The sequence below is a fragment of the Amycolatopsis sp. WAC 04197 genome (genome assembly GCF_003947475.1).
Taxonomy (GTDB): Bacteria; Actinomycetota; Actinomycetes; order Mycobacteriales; family Pseudonocardiaceae; genus Amycolatopsis; species Amycolatopsis japonica.
The window spans coordinates 682,028-703,492 of the sequence record NZ_QHJK01000004.1 but is presented as its reverse complement, the minus strand read 5'-3'; the positions used below and the strand labels follow the sequence as shown (position 1 = coordinate 703,492).

7 protein-coding genes are annotated in these 21,465 nt (G+C 66.9%); 5 read left to right on the top strand and 2 right to left on the bottom strand.

Annotated features, from left to right (window positions below; translation table 11 throughout):
• Nucleotides 1-73 precede the first annotated feature (73 nt).
• The 5 genes from DMC64_RS20175 (at nucleotide 74) to DMC64_RS20155 (ending at nucleotide 10,281) form a co-directional block, all read left to right on the top strand.
• A complete protein-coding gene (locus tag DMC64_RS20175; RefSeq protein ID WP_158634230.1) occupies nucleotides 74-2,851 on the top strand; it encodes a BTAD domain-containing putative transcriptional regulator in 2,778 nt (925 codons plus the stop codon).
• A gap of 864 nt (nucleotides 2,852-3,715) precedes the next feature.
• Complete coding sequence (locus DMC64_RS20170; protein WP_199755026.1) at nucleotides 3,716-4,300, top strand: hypothetical protein; 585 nt, start codon at nucleotides 3,716-3,718, stop codon at nucleotides 4,298-4,300.
• Nucleotides 4,297-6,453: an ATP-binding protein gene (locus DMC64_RS20165; protein WP_199755025.1), complete on the top strand. Its 2,157-nt coding sequence runs from the start codon at nucleotides 4,297-4,299 to the stop codon at nucleotides 6,451-6,453. Before DMC64_RS20170 ends, DMC64_RS20165 begins: the two co-directional genes overlap by 4 nt.
• A 35-nt stretch (nucleotides 6,454-6,488) precedes the next feature.
• Complete coding sequence (locus DMC64_RS20160; RefSeq protein WP_125734737.1) at nucleotides 6,489-8,609, top strand: hypothetical protein; 2,121 nt, start codon at nucleotides 6,489-6,491, stop codon at nucleotides 8,607-8,609.
• 433 nt (nucleotides 8,610-9,042) lie between these two features.
• Complete coding sequence (locus DMC64_RS20155; RefSeq protein WP_125734736.1) at nucleotides 9,043-10,281, top strand: cytochrome P450; 1,239 nt, start codon at nucleotides 9,043-9,045, stop codon at nucleotides 10,279-10,281.
• Nucleotides 10,282-10,603: 322 nt separating this feature from the next.
• On the opposite strand, the gene DMC64_RS20150 is transcribed toward DMC64_RS20155, so the two are convergent.
• Nucleotides 10,604-21,049, bottom strand: coding sequence for a hypothetical protein (locus DMC64_RS20150; protein WP_125734735.1), 10,446 nt, complete (start codon nucleotides 21,047-21,049; stop codon nucleotides 10,604-10,606).
• Nucleotides 21,050-21,114: 65 nt separating this feature from the next.
• Nucleotides 21,115-21,282, bottom strand: a complete 168-nt coding sequence (locus DMC64_RS42700) for a hypothetical protein (protein WP_158634229.1) — start codon at nucleotides 21,280-21,282, stop codon at nucleotides 21,115-21,117.
• Nucleotides 21,283-21,465: the final 183 nt, after the last annotated feature.

The window sequence follows — 21,465 nt, the reverse complement described above, 5'->3', positions numbered from 1 at the left end:
TACTACTTTGGGTGATCAGTCCTGTACGTATCTCGCGCTAATCTTGAATCCGCAGGTTGAGAGGGAGTTTGTGGTGGAGGTCGAGTTCGCCGTTCTCGGCGAAGTCCGGGTTCGGCTCGACGGACAGGATCTGGAGATCGGGCACGCGCGCCAGCGGTCCGTGCTCGCCGTCCTGCTTGCCGAGGCCGGCCACAAGGTGACCGCCGCCCAGCTGGAAGACCGGGTGTGGGGCGAGCGAGCCCCTCGCCAAGCTCGGAACGCCCTCTACAGCTACCTCTTCCGGCTCAGGACCGCCCTGCGGGACGTCGCGGGATTCGACATCGCCCACCGAAATGGCGGATACGTACTGCAGGTCGACGTCGAAACCGTCGACCTGCACCTCTTCCGGCGTCTGCTCGGGCAGGCTCACGAAGCCGCCGAAGCTCAGCGAGCGCTGGTCCTGTTCGACCGCGCGCTGCGGCTCTGGCGAGGTGTGCCGTTCGACGAGCTGGACAGCCCCTGGCTGGCGGCGATGCGCGACCAGCTGCAGAAAGAGCGGTACACCGCCCAGCTCGAGCGCCACGACGTCGCACTGAACCTCGGGATGCACGCCGAACTACTGGCCGAGCTGACCACCTTGATAGCGGCGAACCCGTTCGACGAGCGACTCGCCGGTCAGCATCTGCTCGCCCTGTACCGATGCGGGCGCCGGGCGGAGGCGTTGACGCGGTACCGCACGTTCCGCGCCCGGCTCGTCGCGGAGATCGGAGTCGAGCCCGGCGATCACCTGCGACGTCTGCATCAGCGGATGCTCGCCTCGCAGGTGCCGCCTCCGCCCGCCGCCCAGCGGGCGGAGCAGAACCAGGAGCCGGTGCCACGGCAGTTGCCGGCGGCGTCACCGTGGTTCGTCGCCCGCACCCGTGAACTCGGCCTGCTCGACAAGGCGCGGAAAGACGCCGCCGGCGTCGTTCTGGTGACGGGCACCGGAGGGTCGGGCAAGACGTCCTTGGCGCTGCACTGGGCGCATCGCGAGGCCGGACGGTTCCCCGGCGGGCAGCTGTACGTGAACCTCCGCGGGTTCGATCGAGTGGGCAAGCCGTTGTCCCCGGCCGATGTACTGCACGGCTTCCTGGAAGCGCTAGGCGTGCCGGCAGAGCACGTCCCGGCAGGCCCGGACGCGCGGGCCGCGCTGTATCGCAGTCTGCTGGCCCGCCGGCGAGCACTGGTGGTGCTGGACAACGCCTACGACGCCGACCAGGTCCGGCCCCTTCTTCCCGGTGGCGCGGATTGCCTCACGGTGATCACCAGTCGCGAGCGGGCCACCGATCTGATCGCCCAAGAGGGAGCCGTGCCCGTCCGCCTGACCGTGCTCGAAGAGATCGAAGCTGTCTCGCTTCTCGTCAGGCGGCTAGGACCCGACCGGGTGACCGCCGAACCCGACGCGGTCGCGCGACTTCTCGCGCACTCCGCCCGGCTCCCGCTGGCCCTGGCCGTCGTGGCGGGTCGCGCGGTGGCCAACCCCGCCTTCCCGCTGAGCGCCCTGGCCGAGGAACTGCGCGACGAGCGAGCGCGGCTGGACGCGTTGGAAGCGGACGGCACCACATCGAGCGTGCGAGCGGTGTTCTCCTGGTCGTACCGCACGCTGAGCCCCGAGGCGGCCCGGCTGTTCCGGCTGCTGAGCCTGCACCCCGGCCCCGACGCGAGCCGGTTCGCCGCAGCCGCGCTGGCCGGGATCGACCTGTCAAGCACCCGCACCCTGCTGGACGAGCTGACACGGACACACCTCGTCGACGAGCCCCGCCCCGGCCGCTTCCACTCACACGACCTGCTCCGCGTCTACGCGGCCGAACTGGCTGAGCGGGAGGACACCGACGAGGAACGGAGAACCGCACTGCACCGATGCCTCGACTTCTACCTCCACACCGGATTCGCCGCCGAACGGCACCTGGCACCGCACTGGCCACCGATTGGGCTCGCCACCGCGCAGGATCACGTCCCGCATCTGCCCCTCGACGATTACCGCCAGGCCATGCACTGGCTCACCACGGAGCACGACACCCTGCTCGCCGCGACGGCGGCGGCCGTCCGCGCAGGCCTCGACGTGCACGCCTGGCAGCTGCCCTGGGTGCACAGCACGTACCTGAGCAGGCGAGGTCATCTGGTGCACCGCGCCGAGTCCCAGCGCACGGCGCTGGCGGCCGCCGACCGCCTCGATGACGACTTCGCCCGAGCCACCAGCCGCCAACTGCTCGGCAGGGCCGAAATCCTGCTGGGCGACCAAGACCAAGCCCTGAAGAACCTGCGGCACGCGCTCGACCTCTACACAGGCCTCGGGGACATCATCGGTACGGCCATCACCCATTTCTCCCTCAGCTCGGCCTACGACATGCAGCAGTGCCACACCCGGGCTCTGCTGCACGCCAATCACGCTCTACGGCTGTGCCGCGAAGCGGGCCACCAGGCGTGGGAAGCATTCACGCTCACCGCCATCGGCTGGTATCACGGCAAAGCAGGCCACCACGCCCAATCCCTCGCCCGCTGCAGCGAGGCCAAACCCTTACTGGACCGCATCGGCGACCGAGACGGCCGGGCCCACAACCTCCACTGCCTCGCACGCGCACACCACAATCTCGGCCAGTACACCGAAGCCGTGCAGGGCTACCGCGACTCACTCGCCCTGTTCCAAGAACTAGGCAGTCCCTACCTGGAAGCAACGACTCTCGACCACCTTGGCGACGCGCTACAAGCCGCAGGGGACCCACCCGGAGCCCGCGACGCATGGACCCGGGCACTCGAAATCCTCGACCCTCTGGCCCACCCCGCCACCGTCGAGATCGAATCCAAACTCCTCGACACCAGCGCGTGCCGATAGCCGACGCACGAGTCCGAGCGCCCTCCAGGCTCAGTAGATCGTCTCGGGAACGGCCCCGTGCCTGGACGGCCTGGCCGTCGAGATGGAACCGGAACCGGCTTCCGCGCGGGTCGGGGTTCTTCGTCCACTTGGCGCCTTGGAGCCGGCAACAAAGGCTACCGGACTCGTCCGTGGTCGCGTTGCCCTCGTTCTCCTCGAACCTCCAGCGGGCCATCAGCCCACCGGCCGGACGCCGGCTTCGAACGAGTCCACGGTCGTGGCGTCCTAGCCCGCAGAGGGCGCTGGTAGATCGGCGCCCAGGGTCCTTGCGGCCCCGTGCGACGTTCCGCACCGGGATCTCGCTGATTTCGCCGGTGAACGACTCGGTGACGGCACCACTCCGCACCCGTCCGATCTCCGGCGGCCCTCGATGAGACAGCTCCGGCGCGTCATCGGGCAGTACCGCCCAGAATCATGGCCCAGTGCTCGTCCCCGTGAACGATGCCGTCGGCTGATCGGGTTCTCGCCGCATTGGCTCAGGTTTGCTCCGGCAATCAGCCACATTCCACCCTCGTCACGACAATTGTCCGACAGTAACGAGTGATTGCATCGGTCCGACCTACCTGGTGGCGTGCTCGTCTCGCGTGCCATGGGGACCTCGCGCTGCCGCCCGTTAACACGCTGGCGGCCGTTCCAGTGAAGATCGTCTGGTCAGGTAGCGGTGCTACCTGGGGGAATGCCAAGTTGGAGAAGATGGCCACCGCAGCAGAGAACGCAGGTACGGAGGGACGTCCTGCCGCGACGCGAACCCAGCACGCCATTCGGTTGTTGGCGCTCTTGGACGGGTGCGGTACGGCGACAGTGGACGGAGATCCCCCGGGAACTGTGAAATCCGTCCGGAGCGAGCTGCGGCTCCAAGCGATGGACTTCTGGCTGCGGAACCCGGACTACCTCGCCGACGAGCTGGTGTCGATGGTGGAAGCGGGTACGGCCGACTCTGGTCTCCTGATCACTGCGCGGTCGCTCTTGGACGACCCGGAACCTGACCTGCGCTGGTACCCGATGCCGCGGTGGTTCTTCGGCGCGTACGAGCAGCTCGACGACGCGTTCTCCCTTCTGGAGACGTACGGTCTTGCGACGCTGCGGCGCACCGGGCAGCCGGGAAAGAAGAGCAAGCGTAACCAGTTCTTCCTGACACAAGCCGGGGCCACCGCGGTCGCCGAGCTCACGACGGATCCGACGCTGGGGTGGTACACCGAGCAGGTGAAACTGGTCGCGCTGGTCGCCGGGGAGGACGGCGGGCAGGCGCTGAAGGACCGGCAGTACCGGCAGACCACGTACGCGGGAACCGAGCTAGGGGTGGACATCGCGCCGATCGCGCCGCGGGTACGTGAACGGCTCGACGGGTTGAGCACTGCCGTCACGGGATCGGCTGCCGAAGTCGGCGGTCAGGAGGGTATTCAGGCGTGAGTGCTCTGGGCAAGGAAGTCGCCGGCATCCTGGCCAAGCGGCGGACGGGCGATGCGATCTTCCTCACCGCGGAAGAGGTCGACGAGATCCTCAGCGGGTTGGGCGTCCCGCTGGGCGGTACCAAAGCGGTCCCCGTGCCGCTGCGCGCGACCCGGATGCACTTCAGGGGGACGAAGTGGCTCAAACCGGATCACCCTGATGCCCAAGGGCACCCGCTGGTGGACCCGGCCGATCTCCCCGAATGGATTCGACCGACCGGCTCGACCGGTGACGGCGCTGCGCCGGAGGCCGGCGAACACACAGGGCCGAAGGCTCGAGTTCCCTTTCACTTCGTGTGGTCGCCGCAGCCCGGCGTCAACGGGATCGGCTCCGGGCGGAACCTGCGTGGCAAATCGACTCTCTTGAACGTTCTCATGTGGTCGTTGACCGGCCGGTGCCCGCAATTTCAGAACGACGTCCGCAGCTGGATCGAGCACGTCGAGGTCGACTGGCAGGTGGGTGCCGAGCGGCTCCGGGTGGACTTCGACGCGGTGAACGGGGTGGCCACCGGGCAAGTCGTCAGCTTCGCGGATACCGGCTCCGACACCAGGTCCACGGTCCTCGGCCAGTTCGACGGCGCGGATTTCGAGGGCGTCATGGGTTCGCTGATGATGACTCGGTTGCGGTTGGAGAACATCCCCGTCTGGACGGACACGGCGGCGCGGGTGCACGCGTGGCCCGCGTACTCCAGTTCGTTCGTGGTCCGTGCGAACCAGCTCGATCCGATCGTCGGCAACGAGCAGACCATCGGCCTGCGGATGATGCAGATGTTCATCGGTACGGACTGGGCACCGGTACAGGCCGCCGCGATGACAGCGCGACGCGGCCTGGACAAGGCACAAGCCGCCGCGAAGGACAAGGCGGATGCCGCGGGTGAGGCGGTGGAGGTCAGCCGGCGCGCGGCAGAAAAGCACGTCCAGGAACTTCAGGCGAAGATCAGGAACCTGCCCCCCGGAACGCCGGACGTGCGAGTGATGCTCAACGCCGCGACCCGCGCCTCAGACCTCGCACGCGAGACGCACAAACTCGAGGCGAAACTGATCGCGCAGACTTCGCTCGCCGGAACGGCACGTCAGCAGCTCAAGACACTGAAAGCTCGTGCGCACACCGGCTACGAGGACGCGCTCGCTGCAAGATTCTTCCATCACATGCGTCCTTCGGTGTGCCCTCGTTGTGCTGCACAGGTCACTCCGGAGCGACAGGCCGCGGAACCGGACAAACACGAGTGTTCGGTGTGCACCGGCGAACTCAATCTCGAAGCCCTCCAAGCCGATGTCATCGTGGCCGCGTCCGTCCCGGACGAGCTCGTCGCCGGTTTGGTCGCAAGGACGTCCAACGGCGATGACGGGGACTCCGATGCCGAAGAAGAGTCTCCGGACGAGGTCGAAGCGGCACAGATCGCGGTGACCGCCGCCGAAGCCGCGGTGGCGGAGCTGACCGCCGAGATCGCGGCACTGACGACGGAACGGGACGAGGCCGCGGCGCGTGTCGAAGCGGGGAGCGGACTGCTTTCCGCCGCGAGTACTCGCCGTGTGCTCGAACTGGACTTGGCTCGTGCCGAAGGCGCACTGGGGGCACTGACCCGGTCAAGTGATCCCAAGGCGGTCGACCCAGTCGACCCGGTGCGGCTCGCCGTCGTCGACACGGCCGAGCAGGTGCTGAAGAAGTGGGTGAAGAAAGACCAGGACCCGATGCTGGTCAAGATCTCCGCCGACATCGAACGCCTTACGCAGAGCTTCGGTGCCGACAATCTCAGTGGTTTCGCGCTCAACGGCGCTGCCTCCATGGCGCTCCGTGAGAACGGGGTCAGGCAGAGGTACTCCGGGCTGACGGCCGGGGAGAAGCTGCGGGTCAAGATCGCGACCGCCATCGCGCTGATTCAGCACGGTTACGTCGAGGGAATCGGTCGTCACCCCGGATTTCTGGTCCTCGACTCCCCCTCGGCCGAGGAAATGCCGGAAGAGGATCTCGCCACCATGGTCAAGGCACTGCAGGACGTCGCGAATGAGGCCGAGATGCAGATCTTCGTCGCGACCCGCAGCGCCACGCCACTCGTCGAGCTTCTTCCGGAAGCCAACCGGGTTGTCGCGGAGGGCAATTCCTACGTGTGGTGAGAAGCTGCACGACAAGTGCAACGAGGAGGAACGCCATGAGCAGCGGTGCGGCCGTCGAACTGGAAGGGGACTTCACAGCGCTCCTCGCGGCCGGCTCGGGAGGCCAGCCGGCCGAAGGTACTTTCGACACACTCGGCGGCTGGGAACGGCTTGCTCAGGACGCCGCTGAACTCGCCGACAGCCCGGTGCTTCCGCCGCTGGTCCACCTGGTCACGCAGGAGGCCGCCAACTCCGGTGGCCGAACCGACCGCTACCCGGAAGCCATGCTCCGTGTGTCCGCTGCGGTCACCTCCAGCCGAAGCCCGGCCATCCTCATCGACGGTCTGGAGACTCTGCTCAACAGTGGTCCTGTGCTGAACGAGGTCGGCGCGGCGCTGGCCAAGGCACTGGAAAGAACTGTCCAGGAATTCCTAGATTCACCGGAGCCAGACAGTCGTGCCGCGCTGCGAGCGGCGAGCGCGCTGGAAGCCCGCACCCGCCTGGCCCTGTGCGGGATCGGATCGCCGTACGCCTTGCTGGCCCTTCTCGAGCGCTTCGACGCACCATTGCCCAAGCCACTCGGCATCGCGGTGGTCCGCGCCGTCGGAGTCGCCGTCGACCACTGGCCGCACGCCGCGAGCCTCACCGGCGTCGTACGCCTCGTCGCGGGAATCGATCCTTCAACGGGGGCGCCACGTCCAGCTGCCGACCCGGAAGACGTCGCCTCCGACGCCGCATGGGTGCTGGCGGGGATCGAACTTGTCAGTGCACTCCGCGCAGCGGACCTCCCTCACATGCTCCGAAAACTGGAGGACTCCGCGAAGTACTTGCAGGTCGCGTGGGACACCTACGAACGCGAAGACGCCAGCGTCCTCCTGACCGTGGTCGAAGTGCTGTGCGCGCTCCTCGACGAGTCCTCGCCAAGGCCGGATGTGGAGGCCCTGTCGATATCTCAGCTCGAACCAGGCGCGTTGGCCGACCTGGCCGAGCGGGTCCGCCGCATCAACGTGACGTCCATGGGCCTGAACCACTGGTACGGAGATCCGAAAAGAGCGGCGCTGCTGGCATGGACTCGACTCGCAGACGACCTGGGTAGGCTTCGGGAGGAGTTCAAACGGGATAGCTTCTACAAGGCCGAAGTCGTCGTCGACGACCTGCTCCAGATCTACCTGGGCTCACGCTCCACCGCTGTGGTCTCCCACGAGGAGGACATCGACGGCCTGCTCAGACTCGTCCAACCGGTCATCGAATCGGGATTCGCCAGGACCGCCGGCCTGCTGAGCAACCTTGAAGATCACACCCACGCCTTGGCGCAGGAAGTCGCGGCCGCGGCGGGTGACCGCGAACGCGAGGTCACCGAGAAGCTCGCCGCCGCACAGGTAGTACTTCAAGCGGCGAAGACACAAGCATTGGCCGGTGCAGGGCCGGGAAAAGACGGTAGCGGCACGGCGCCCGCGTCGCTGCCGCAGCCACTCAGCGAACTCGTCGCATCAGGATCCGCAGCGGCAGCCGAACTCGCCGAGAAACTATCTCCCGAGACCCTCGCCGAACTGGCCAAAGCGATCAGCGACGCCACCATCGGACGGCACAGCCTCAACCTGATCGAAGAGGGGGTGTACCGCACAATCCAAACCCACCTGGAAGCCAGCCCCGATTACCAGGGCGAACCGAAGCACGCCGTGGACGACATCCTCCGGCTGATCATCCAGTTCGTCAGCTCACGGACCAATGCCCAATCGGATCTGTACCCCTATTTGTTCGACCCGAAGGCCGTCGAAGACCATATCCACAAGGATCTCCTTGGCTTCTTGAAAGCCAGTAGCCACAGCGCGATCACCGAATACGAGAACCAGCACATCGGCGGCGGCCGGATCGACCTTCGACTCAAGTTCAGCGGATTCAGCATCTGCATCGAAATGAAGTTCGACTCGATGAAACAACCCCTGAGCGACAAGCAGGCATACCTCAAACAGGCAGTCACATACCAGACCACCGACATCCGAATCGGATTCCTCGTCTCGCTGCGACACAAGGCATTCGACCCCACCGGCGCACCGCCACACCTGAGCGCGCTCATCGATCACACAGTGTTCGACGTGCCCGGCGATTCGATCCCAAGGCACATCGTCACTGTAGGTGTCCCAGGGAGCCGCACCAAACCGTCGAACATGAAGTAGGTCGCGCGTTCGGAGTCGAGGCCCAGCGCACCCTGGCCCGAAGCAGCAGGAACGCTTCCACGGCGAGTGGATCCTCCAGAAGCTCCACCAACGCCTGAACGTCAACGGCGTCGGGCTCTCCCAGACTGCGTTCGCGACGCAGATCGCCGCCGCAGCAGCCGGCGGTGAACGTCTGCGCCGACTCACAGACCTGCGAGCCAGGCCGTGTGATCACCGCTCCGCGAAGCTCCGCCTCGCGCGTAAAAATCCAAGTGATCTGCCCCTTCGGCTGCTCCATATAGTTTTGGTCACCTGTTAGCCTCTTCCGCGAGTGACCGCCCCTGCCACATGTATTGCCAAGAGCCATCGTGCTCGGGGATGAAAGCCATTCACCTAGGCGTATCCGAATGATCGATGGCAACAGTAGACACGTCCGAAAGAAAGTAGGCGTGCCATGTCGACTGATTCGACCGAACGCACCCCTGTTCTCGATTTCAACCCGCTGTTCGGCCCAGATCGAGAAGACCCGAGCGAACTCTACCGAGCCGCCCGCCGGCTCGGGCCGGTGATGTCGCCGACGCTGGGCGCTTATCTGGTCGCCCGCTACGAGGACCTGCGCACCGTGCTCGCGGATCCCGAGACGTACTCGTCCGCGATGGCTTTGCCGAGGTTCTCCATGAATCCACCGGAGGTAACGGAGGTTCTGCGGCAAGGAGGGGTCGAGGAAACCCTAGCGGTCGTCAATGCCGATGGTGCCGAACACGAGCACCAGCGCCGATTCTTCGATTCGGGTCTTCCGGCCACCCGAATCCGCGCACTGGTGCCCGCGATGCACGATCGCGCGAACCGGCTCATCGACGAGTTCGGCACCGGCACGATCGACTTGGTCACCGACTACGCTGGCCCTTTCGTCCAGTTCGTGATCAACTCGATCATCGGATTTCCCGAGGCCGACAGTGAACAGGTGCAGTCATGGACCGACGACGTCGCGACGGTGTTCAACATCCTCGGCCCGTTACAGGATCGGGTGGAAGCGGCTGGACGCCTCGGCGACTACACCCATTACATCCAGTCTCACATAGACGATCGCCGCGCCCATCCGAAGAATGACCTGATCTCCGATTTGGTGCACGGACCAGACGGGGAACCGCCCTTATCCGATGCCCACATTCACAATTTCGTTCGCGCAGGCGCGCGTCTGGCGGGCTACGACACCACCCGGGACACCATCAGCGCCGCTGCACTGATGGTGTTGACCAACCCGCATGCGGCCGATCGGGTGCGAGCCGATCTGCCAGGTTCGATACCGAAGCTGGTCGAAGAAACGCTGCGCCGAGAAGCACCGCATCGCGGGCTTTTCCGAGTCGCCACCCGGGAAGTCGTGCTCGGCGGGGTCGAACTTCCCCCTGGCTCTCTGATGCTCCTGCTATTCGGCTCCGGAAACCGTGACGAAACAGCGTTCTCCGAACCCGAAGTTTTCGACATGGATCGCACGAATGTTCGCAAGCACCTGGCATTCGGAAAGGGGAAGCACGTGTGCCCCGGCGCGCCGCTGGCCCGAACCGAGATCCGGATCGCCCTGGAAACACTTTTCCGCCGCATCCCCTCTTTGACCCTGGCGGAAGGATACCGACCCGTTTACGCGGCCAGCTACTTCTTCCGCAGTCTCGAGGCAGTGCCAGTGACACGGTGACCAAAAGGATGGGCTCCCCCTCGATTCGACGCGGCGTCGCTGATCCGGCGCGCCGCCCCGTGATGTGCCTGACCGGCCGGTCCCGCCACCGTCGAGATCGAATCCAAGCTCCTCGACACCGACGCGCGCCGATAGCCGACGCACGAGTCCGCGGTCGTGGCGTCCTGGCCCGCCGAGGCATCGGCAGCGCCTCGGTGTCGAGGGAGGAGAACCTCAACTCGTTCGAATCCAGGCGCTGAAGGTGTCTTTCACCGCCAGCCTCGGTTCCGGCAGCAGACGAGTGCTCGGGCTCAACCGATCGACGATCGCCGACAAGCGCCGGTCAAGGGCTGGACCTGCCCCCTGGCCGGAGTCCATCGCCGTCCGGCACCAGTGCGGCGAAAGCCCGGCTGATCTGAGCCGGATCACGGCTGTCCATGCTCTTCTGGCCGAAGTCCCCCTCCGCCAGCTCGAACTTCACGTGAGCCACGGCGGGATGCTGGTCCTTCCTTTCGAAGGCGACGTCGACAGGCATGCGACGCGTACCCGTGTCCGGCAGGCCGTAGTGCTTGGCCAGCTGTGCCGCCTCGGTACCGGCGAGTGTCCGTATCCTGGTCGCGAGGTCTCCTCCCCACGAAATCCCGTCGGCTTCCTCCCTGCCGCCGACGATGATCCGGATCTTCACCGGCTCCGCACCGCTGAGCACCCGCCAGGCCGACGCGCGAACAGCCGTCTGAACAGCCGCTTGCACATCCTTCGGCAGGCGCTTTTCAGTGCTCCATTCGAGTGTTCGCTGCCGAATCTCCTCGATCGCCAAGTCCGCCAGCGCGAGTCTGGGCACGCGTGGGCCGTCCGCCCGGATCAAGTGACTGCGGGCGTTCAACGCCGCCCCGCTGATCTTGGGATCGAAGTACACCAGATTGGTCGGCGCGATGATCGCCCCCTTGCCCCACCGAGCCTTGAGGGATCCGATCAGCTGCTTGTTGTGCGCGGTGTTACAGGCAAGCAACCGGAAAGGGCGGTCGCGGTCGGGTCGAGCGCGGTGGAACACGGCGGAGGCGAGAATGGCCTCCGCTGCCAGATCTCCCGTCACCGAGAACCGATCTCCGAGTTCGTACGGTCGGCCGGCGGGCAACGCCATGGCGACGTTCGTCTGGGAGCCGTGCAAGACAGCGCGCCAACTCGGCGTACCACCAGGTGTGACATGGGGATTGCCGGGTTTCAGCGGGAACTGGAAATACCCACCGCTCAAGAGCGAACCGGTCCGCGCGTCCACCGGGGAGAAGTTGAGCATGTCGATGTCGTCCCGAGGGAAAAAGACGCCATGAACCACCGAATCGGCGCTCTTCAAGGGGTGACTGACGAACTGCTCGGGCCTCGGCAGGACGGCCGCCACCCGGTCGAAGCCCGGTTTGGTCAGCATGATCTGGCGCCGGTTCATGAGCACCACCGGTCCTTGCGCCGCGACGGTAGCGCGCGAATAGCCACCGGACGCGAGGTCCGTCGTGAACTTCTCCAGCTCGCCGATCATGCCCTCGAGCGGGATCAGCCACGGGGTTCGCTCACCCTGCGGCCACGACTGGCCGTCCGCCTCCCTGCCCAACGCCGAACGCAGTTCCCGGCTGTCCCGCAAAGCCAATCCCGGTTCTCCGATCGAGGGCTTCCCGTCGGAACGTTTCACATGGATCCGGCCGGCATCGGCAGGCTTGACGAAGATGGGGACGGCGTTGTGCCACGGGGTGTCCACTCTCGTACCGTCCGGCCCCAGGACCACCTGCCCCATCGTCGAGGCCGCTCCCCCAGCCCACGCCTGAACCTGCCGCAGCGCCGGCTCGTCTCCTTCGTGCCGGACGAAGACCGCCGCGGGCAGGCTGTCCGGTCCGAAGATCAGTTCGGTCTTGATCCGGTCGGCGAACAGTCCGGAGACCAGCTGAAAACCATTCGAAGCGTCGCTGTTCGTGGCATACACCGGGTTGAACAGGCCGTAGGCGGCGAGGGTGGCGCTCACATCGAACCGGATACCACCGGGACGAGCCTCGTTCACCTCGAAGTCTCCCGCCAGCACGATCGGTCTTCCCGGAGGCGAGGACAACGCCCGCCAAGCCCCCGGTACAGCGAGCAGCAGTCCCGCGATCTCCTGTCCGCCGAGTGGAAGACGGACGTCGCGCGACCGCACCGCGACGTGTGCCACGTCGTCGTCACCCGGCAGCACCATCACGAGGGGATCGGGACCGGTCCGGTTTTTCGCCCATTCCCCGCTGACCGTGGCGGCGATCTTCCGCGCCGCGTCCACGGACCCTACTGCCCGAGACAAGGTGAACATGTCCGGCGCGGCCGACAACTCGAGGTCGGTGAGCAGGGCGGCCAACCTGAAGTCGACTTGCGGGGACTGCGCGAATAGGAGGATTCCTTCGCGCGTAAGCGAATAGCGCCCCCGATAACCGACCAGTTGCATCGGGCCGCTCCTGCTGAGCAAAGAGAGGAACCGCCCCAGCAGATCGCTGGGTGCTTGGGAGTCGTCCGACGCGAGGACGACGATCGGCCGACGCACCGATTCTTGCAGATAACGCTGGAATCCCTCACTTTTGTGAAGGCGGATCACGGTTTCTTCCGGACTCAGCGTTTCCCGTCCGACACCGAAGCCGGATCCGCGTACCCAGAGCCGGAGCACGAGGGGGGTCGGACGATGATCGTTGACGAGCGGCGCCCAGGGGGCGAACTCGGCATGGCTGTCTCCATACTGGTTGATCTCCCGCCGGATCGTTCTCAGGGAGTGCGCACTGGTGTTCCCCCATGATCTGCTGGCCGCGGCCGCGTCCACAGTGTCCGGGAGCAGCGCGATCAGATTCTCCTCGCCGTAGAGGTTCCGAGCGGAGACGACGGAATCACCGGCAGGCGTGGTCGTGCCCGGCCCGAGTACGAGTGCTCCGGCTTCAGCATGAGCATCTTGACTCCTGCCGCTGATCTCACCGTTGGGCCGGACACGAGCCTGCCTGGCGAGCAGGCGCGGGATAACCGAGATTTCCGCCAAGGCGGGTATTTCTCGCAGAGCGATCTGAAGGCTGAACACCTCGGCCTGCGTCAGGTCGCAGGCGATCAGCGCGATCTGCTGGATCTGCCCCCAGGTAACAAGCTGGGCGGGCACTTGGGCGAGCGCCGCCGCGAACTCACGAGAATCGTGCGGTACCTGTGACCCGTCGGCTCGGGGAAGGAACCACCGGCCCGCCCGATGGTGAACCGCGACAGGAAGCACTGGGCCTGTCACCGAACCGAAGGCCCGGCTGATGTGGGTGAAGTAGTAGGGATCGACAAAAGCGACACCGGTGTTGTGCCCCAACGCCAGGGCTGCGACCCGGCCTCCGGCAGGAGAGCGAAAGGTGAAAAGGCCCTTCGGCGGCACCGGGGCACCACCCAGTCGCGGCATGCCGACGACATCGCTCAGCAGTTTGGCCGCCTTCTCGAGATTCTCCGAAGGGGTGTGGGAAACCAATCCCGAGGCGATCAGGTCCACCGCCGCCTGATAGCGCACACGATGTGCTTGGTGCAGCGACGGTTCCGGGCCGGTGAAGACGTGCGGGGGCAGGTTGAACCGGCTCATGATCTCCCTAGCCTCGGCGAAGACCGGATCGCCCGGCCGCCGCAGAGCCAGATTTTCTCTTGCTTGGCGCAGAATACGTGCGCGGCCAGGTAAGGGGTCGTTCGGATCGGCGAAGACCTCCGGCCCGTACAATCCGGACAGTGCGCGTTGCCCGTCCACGCGAAGCCGCACCATGCCGATCTCGGCGTGCTTCCGTGGGCGAGCGACCGCGGAGATCGCGATCTGCCTCGACAGCTCCTCCACGGTCAGCGACAGAGAGCCCGGGGGATACTCCTTCAGCCGTTGCTCGACTGTCTTCTTCACCCGTGAACGGACCAGGTTCGCCCAACCGGAACGGCGCTTCGGGACGACCACCTCACCACGTACTCGGGGCAGCTCGCCAGGATGGGCGCGCGCGGCGGCGTCGACGAAGCCCTCCACCATCAGGTGGATATGGCTACGCGCCTCCTCGGGCAGTGCACCTCGACCGAAGTCGAGCCTGGTCTCATAGGCCACTCTCGCTCGATGCCAAGCCAGCTGTGCCCCCGCTGAGTTCAACGCGAATCCGGACAGCTGTCGTACTTCATCCCGGCCATAAGGGCCGGTCGGTGTCAGGTCGTCCTCCCGGGCCAGTCGCGGGCGTTCGGCATAGGCCATACGCTGCACCCAGTCGCCTGCCCAGTTCAGCGGGGTCGAATCCGGATCCAAAATGAGTTGCATCCGCACCAGGTTCCAGATTTCCGTTGGCAACCCGAGTGTTCGTGTTCCCTTGGACAAGAAGTCGTCGTAGCGAGCCTGGTTGACGATACTGCGATCCCGCACGTACTCGTCCAGCGTGCTCGGCCCCGCGCCGTCGAGGAACGGCCGGAACGCGAGCACGTCCGGCGGCGTGAGTGTCCGGCCGGACGCGGTCGGCTCGCGTCCGACGAGCGCGCTCAGCGGGGCGGGCCTGGCCCCGGTCACTGTGCCCTGGGAATCGACCTCGACCCGTCCACGCCACCGGGATGGGTGCACGGCGGCGGGCAAGGCCGTGCGGAAGCCCGCGAAGAAATCCGTGACGGACTCTCGGGCCGATGGCGCGAGAGTGAGCGTTCCGTCCGGCAGACCGGTCACGTCACCGGTGACGACGGCGCCCTCGGGCAGGAAATGGACCCGCTCTCTCAAGAAGTAGGCCTCGACCTTGAGGTGCGACAAAGCGGGTATCCCGGCGAGTTCGGCTTGGAGCCTTCCTGGAGCCTCCTTGGGAAGGCCGCAAGCGTAGAGCACTACACGGGAGAACTTCTGCCATTCGATCAGCCTCGACGGCATACTGGCGAGGCTCTCGGCCAGCTCCCGATAGGTGGCTGAGCCGCGCTGACCGGTGGAATCCGGGAGGCTGAACCGGCCGTCCCTGTGGTGCACCACAACGGGAACGGAATCGTCCGTGCGTTCGGCGAAAGCCTTCACGACGTTGCCGAAGAAGCGCGGGTCGACGAAGGCCACACCGGTGTTCCGCGGCAGCGCCAACGCGGCCACCTCGCGATCGGCGGACGGATGTCCGGTGATGACCCGGCTCAGCGTCGGTACCCCGTCGATCCGGCTCGGCCGTGGCCACCCGACGTCGGGTACCAACAGTTCGGCGACCAGTACGGCCGCGTTGGGCCGCGTATACAGCTGCGACGCGACCAACTCCGTTGCCGCGAGGTGACGTTCCCGGTGCGCCTGGTGTATTCGTGGCGGACGGCCGGCGAACTCCTGAGGCGGCTGGTGGAACCTGTCCATGATTTCCCGCGCCCGGCTGAACTCCGGACTGCTCCGGTCCACTCCCGCGAGCAGTCTCCGCGTCACCTCGACGAGCGTCTTCACCCGGGGAAGCGGGTTCTTCGGATCGGAATAGACCGACGGGCCGAACAGCCCTGTCAGCTCGCGCTGCCCGTCGACCCGGACCTCGACGACTCCGATCCGCAGGTCCCCGTCGGCAAGGGTGCGCGCGTGGACGGCGACACGTTCCGACAGCTGCTTCGCCGACGTAGTCACCGTGTTCCTCGGGTATTCGGCCAACCTGGCTCTGATCGTCGAGTCGATCCGGGCGAGCAGACTGTTCGTGGTCACGGCCCCCAGAGAGCGTGGACCGACGAACACCTCACCTCGTATCGAAGGCAAGGACTCCGGTCGGGCCTGTACCGCGGCGTCGACGAAGCCCTCGACCATGAGCGTGATCTTGCCCAAAGCCGGCTCGCGAAGAGTGCCGTAATCGGTTGTCCGCGTTTCCAAGAAGGCCCGGGCTCGCCCCTTCGCCGCCTTGATCTCCCAGCGATTCAGAACATTTCCGGAGGCCTCGGCCGCTTGCTCGTCTCCGAGCAGATGCACGCTCGGGGACCCGGCCCAGTTCCTCGCCAGTTCCGGCGGTACCGCGTCGAGTTCAAGCTGGTCCTGCACCAGCTTCCACAGCTCGACGGGCATCGGGGTGGGGTTGTTCTTACCCATCAGCAGTTTGAGGTTTTCGTCGTTGACGAGGCTGATGTCCCGTACCTCGTCCGCCAAGGTCCTCCCCACCGGCGACGGTGCCCAGTTGGCCAGAACCGCCGAGGCGTCCGGTCCCCCACCAGAGGTTTCCGAAGTGCCGGCGCGACCGTCTTCGTGGAGGTGGATTCGCCCGTCCCTCCAGGCAGCGATCGCAAGGTGCGTGCCGACCGCCCAAGAGAAGAGCGTGCCGGGGAGGTCGGCCACCGACGCCAACGTGGTCTTTCCCGGCAGCATCGAAGCGAGGAGAGCCTGAGAGTTCGTCGCGTTCGCGTACGGAGCGCCCCTGCCGTCGTGGACCGTGACCAGGTCGCTGCTCGCGGACGGACCGGTCGCCTGCCGCACCACCGCGGGAACACGACCGGACCCGCTCTCTTGCCGGGCCTTGCTCTTCCCGGGCGCGGTATCCCGTTCCGGGAAGAGCGACTCAGGAGCCGAGACCTCGTGCTCGGCCACCCACGAGACGAACTCCTGAGGAGTCAGCTCGAGCGGCCGAGCCACCGACTCCACAGCGAACAGCGGACCGTCATCCGACAGCACGGCCCGGAGCCTTACGGGGCCATCTGCGGAATCGACCATCCGCCCCTCGGGGCCGGCCAGCCGCTCCCATAATCCGGCCAGCGCGTCTCCGTCCGGCAACCGCGACGCCACGTCGACCATCCGCTCGGATCCCGTGGAGCTCGACGAACCGGCTTCACTCGCCTGCCCGGCTTGATCGTCGCGCGGCGCGCCGCCCAGAAGCCTGCTCTCCCGGGGCCAGCCCACGGCGGCGACCAAGGACCGGGCCCGGAATTCCGCCGCCGATACCTCTTCGCCCGGAACGATGGGCACCACCCGCACCAGGTCCCAAGCGACGAGATCGGTGGCGGCCCGGCGACGCTCTCGATGCGCCTGGTGCAACCGAGGCGGTTCCTGGTCGGCGAACACGCGAGGCGGCTGGTGGTACTTGTTCATGATCTCGCGCGCCTGGGTGAACGCTGGATGGTCCTCCGCGAGCCCGGCGAGTGCCACCCGTGCCTCTGCCAAGTGCGTCCGGTACGCGGGTAGCGGGTCGGCCGGGTCGGTGTACATCTCGGGGCCGTAGAGCCCGGACAGCCTTCGCTGCCCTTCCACCCGTACCTGGACGACGCCGATCTGAGCGTCACCTTCGGGACGGGAAATCGTGGTGATGAAAACACGGGCGAGCAGCTGCTCGACCGACAGTGATCTCGCGTGCGCCGGATACAGCCGTAGCCGGGAATCGATCTTCTGCCCGGCCACCGTCCGAAGATGGGACACCCCGATGGACGAGCCCGAAGCGACGAAGACCGCGACCCGGATTTCCGGAAGTATCCGTGGGTGCGGCTGCAACGAGGCGTCGACGAATCCGTCGATCATCAGGCCGATGGAGAAGTGCCGGACGATTCCGTCGAGCTCACCACTGGCACTCAGCCGGGTTTCGAAGGTGGTTCGCGCGCGATTCCACGCCTGCTGCACTTCGGAAGGGTTCAGCAACCCTCCCGAAGCCACCGCGACACCGTGCGTCCCGCCGAACCGTGCCTGGAGCGGCTGACGTGGACTCATGTTCTCGACCCAGGCCCGTGCCCAGCTCGCCGGCGTCCCGTCCTCTCTGAGGTGCTCTCGTACCATCTCCCAAAGTTCGGGAGGCATCTTGGCCAGCGCGCTCGGTCCGAGGAAGAGTGCGGCGTTGACCCGGTTGACGATGGTGTGGTTCCTCGCCACGTACTCGTTCAAGGTGCGCGGCCCCGGCGTACCCGGCAACGGTGGCTGCCACCCGATCACATCGGCGGGCGGAGGCGGCTCTTCCGGCGTCGTGGACACCGTGGCACTCGACGACGAACCGGCTTCGGTCGGCGGAACAGGCTGGTCGGCTCGCGGCGCCCCGCCCACGACTCCGCCTCGCCGGGGCCAGCCCACCGCCGCGACCAGGCCACGCGCCCGCTCGATCGCGGCGTGCTCGCCGTTCCGGAGCAGTTCCCAAGCGACCAAATCCGTGGCCGCCCGATGCCGTTCCCGGTGTGCCTGATGCACTGGCGACGGCTCCCGCTCCACGAAGACACGAGGAGGCTGGTGCAGCCGATTCATGATCTCCCCGGCCCGGGCGAGGACCGGAGCGCTGTCGGCCAGCCGCGCGAGATCCGCACGCGCCTGGTCCAGCTCCTTCCAGTGGCGACTCGGCTGTTCCCCCGGCCGGGAGTATGCCTCGGGCCCGTAGAGTCCGCTCAGCGCACGCTGTCCGTCCACATGGACCTGCACGACACCGATCCGCGGATCGCCCTCGGGGCGGGTGAGCGCGGAGACCGACACCTGGGTCAGCAGCTGGTCCGCCGTGACCGTCACCACGCCAGGCGGATAACTACTCAGCCGCAGCCGGACCCGCGACTCGATCAGCGCGCCAAGCCCGTCGGTACCGGCCGACGACCCCGGCGCGACGAACACCGCGCTCCGCACTCGCGGCAACGAGCCCGGCGGCGCCTGCACCGCGGCATCGACGAACCCGTCGACCATGTACTCGATACGGACCCTGTCCTCCGCAGGGATCACGTGGTGCTCGTCCAGCCGGGTCTCCTGCGAAACCCTCGCACGGCCCCACGCCTGCGCGACCTCCCAGTCGTTCACCACATCACCCGGTTCCCGGGCGGAGGTGTCCGCCTCACGGGAGCTTCCCAAGAGATGCCGAGAACCCGTGCCTTCGAGCCGGTCCCGCACTTCCTGAGCGGTGGAGACGGCCACCTCCGTGACCGGCGTGACTTCCGGCCGGGGAGGGGTCGCCGCGCCCATTCCTCCGCTCTGTGTCCCCGCGGTCTCGACCCGGAGTTCCGTGAGTTCTGTTTTCCCCGGCCGGACAGGCAGGTCGCCGGTTGTGCGTTCGGGTGCGGTTTTCTCCGGGAAAGTCGCTCGGTCGCTCGCCGCCGGACGGGTGACCGCCGGCTGTGGCCGGCTTTCCGCCGCGATCGGTGCGACGGGCGCGGACTCGGAAACCACAGGAGCTTCGGGAGCCCGCACAGGCCCCGTGCCGGCGATCGCGGGAGCGCTATCGACGCGCTGCGCGCCGGTCGACGAAGTGTCGACGGCCGTCGACCCGGGCCCCAGCGCGGGGGCGGCCGCGTCGGTGTTTCGGGCGGCCACTGTTCCGGTCGTGGCGCCGACGGTCCGCTCCGGTGCCGCCCTGCCGGCTGCTGCTCCGGAGGCCGCACCCGGCTGCGATTCTGCCGCCTTGACGAAGTGTGCCGTTGTCTCCTCATCGGCGAAATCCGGGCTCGTGACGCTTGCCGGCTCGTCCTTCTGTCCTATGTAGACTATTGAAGTCGTGTCGGCCAACGAAGTCACCACGACAGCGGAATTCTCGTGGACCACCGGGGTGAAGAGAGTGCCGAGCGCCTGCCCTGACGTAGTCGAGGCCGCTGGCCGCTGTGCCGGATCGGCCGCGGCCCGCTGGCCGGCCGCGATCGTATCCACATAGGACGGTGGCGGTTCGAGGAAGAGCCGTTCCCCGGTGGCGAGACCGCCGTCGGCCTTGCCACCGGTCGTGAAGTCGGTCTTGATGTCGGTGACGGGGGCCTTCGCCTCTGTTCCGGGCTTGACATCGGCATCGGTCTTGACCTCGACGGCCGGGATCGTGAACTCCACCGCCTTCGGCAAATGCCCCAGATCGACCAGCGACGCGTCGAGGCGGCCACCCCCGCCGCGGCCACCGCCGAACCCCGACAACGCCCCCAGCATCCCCAGCCACGGACTCGCGTGCGGCGACCCGGTCGCCAGGTTGATCACCGGTGCGGTGATGAACACCACCCCGACCTGACCGGCCCCATACAACAGATGCCCCAGCGCCTCCACCGAGCCGGGGATCGTCCGCAACGCCACCGCCAGCCGGTCCCCGGCCTCCTGCAGGGTCTCCAGTGTCACCCCCTCGACCTTCAACCGGTCCGCCAGCGACCTCGCCGCTTCGTTGTCCGCCCACCCCGCCGCGGCGCCCCTCGCCCACACCGCACCCGCATGGAAGATCCCCGCGAACGCGCCGCCGAGAGCCCCGCCTCCGAACGAGCCCAGCAACGACTTGCCGTCCAGCTCGTCACGTTCGCCCGCCGCGATCTGTCCGGTCTGGATCGACAGATCCAGACCGCCCATGACTCCCGCACCCGCGACCGCGAATCTCACCGTGTGCGGTATCGCGGCCACCACTCCCGCGCCGATCGTCTTCAGCACGTGGATCCCGAGTTCGCGGCTCGGCTTCATCGCGGCCAGCGCCTGCATCTTCGTCACAAGACCACGCCAGATCGCCATCAACGCCTGCCGCGCCGTCAACTGCGCCAACCCGACGAAAGCCGCACCGATCACCGTGGCCAGCAAATGGACGATCGTCGCCAACGCCATCGCCGCCATCGCGATCATCATGACCTTGGCCTTCACCACATCCGCCGCGGCCGTCTTCGCCATCCCCGCCAGACCCGACGCCGACTCGCCCAGCGCCTCGACCCCGGACACCACGTCACCACGCAGATGAGCCGCGAAAAACTCGCCCGTCTCCCCCACCAGCACACCCGGAACCCCCGCGCCTCCGGCCCGCACCGCTTCCCGATACTCCTCTGCGGCCGCCTCGAACTCACTCCACGCCCGAGCCAGCTCCGACAACGCCGCGTCATTCCCCTCCGGCCACGACATCCCCAACGTCACCAGAAAGAAATTCTGCAACTCGGCAGGCAACTTCACCGAACCACCCGGCATATCTCTTCACCTCCCCTCAAGAAATCGTTGTGCGCCGAAAAGTCGTCCACTCACGACCGATCCGGGCCGTTGGTGCGACCCGGATCGGTCGGGACAGTGCCGTGGATCGCCAGCGCGAGTGGGCGGTGGAAGCTGCCCCGGTCGTCGCCACCGGAATGAGCGCCGAGTCCCCCGGTCCCGGCATACGCCGGACCGCCGGAGTCAGCGGGCAGCGTCACGATCTTCGCGACGAACGTGTTGTTGAGGACGCCTGCGTCGGTGTGGACCGGCTGATTCGGAGGCGATGTGCGACCGATGACGATCTGTCCCGGCCCGGTCCGTTCGGGCGCGCGAGCAGAGCCATGTCCGCGCCGCGGCAGTCACTGGCGACGACCAGTGCTCACGTGACGTCGCCACCGGAC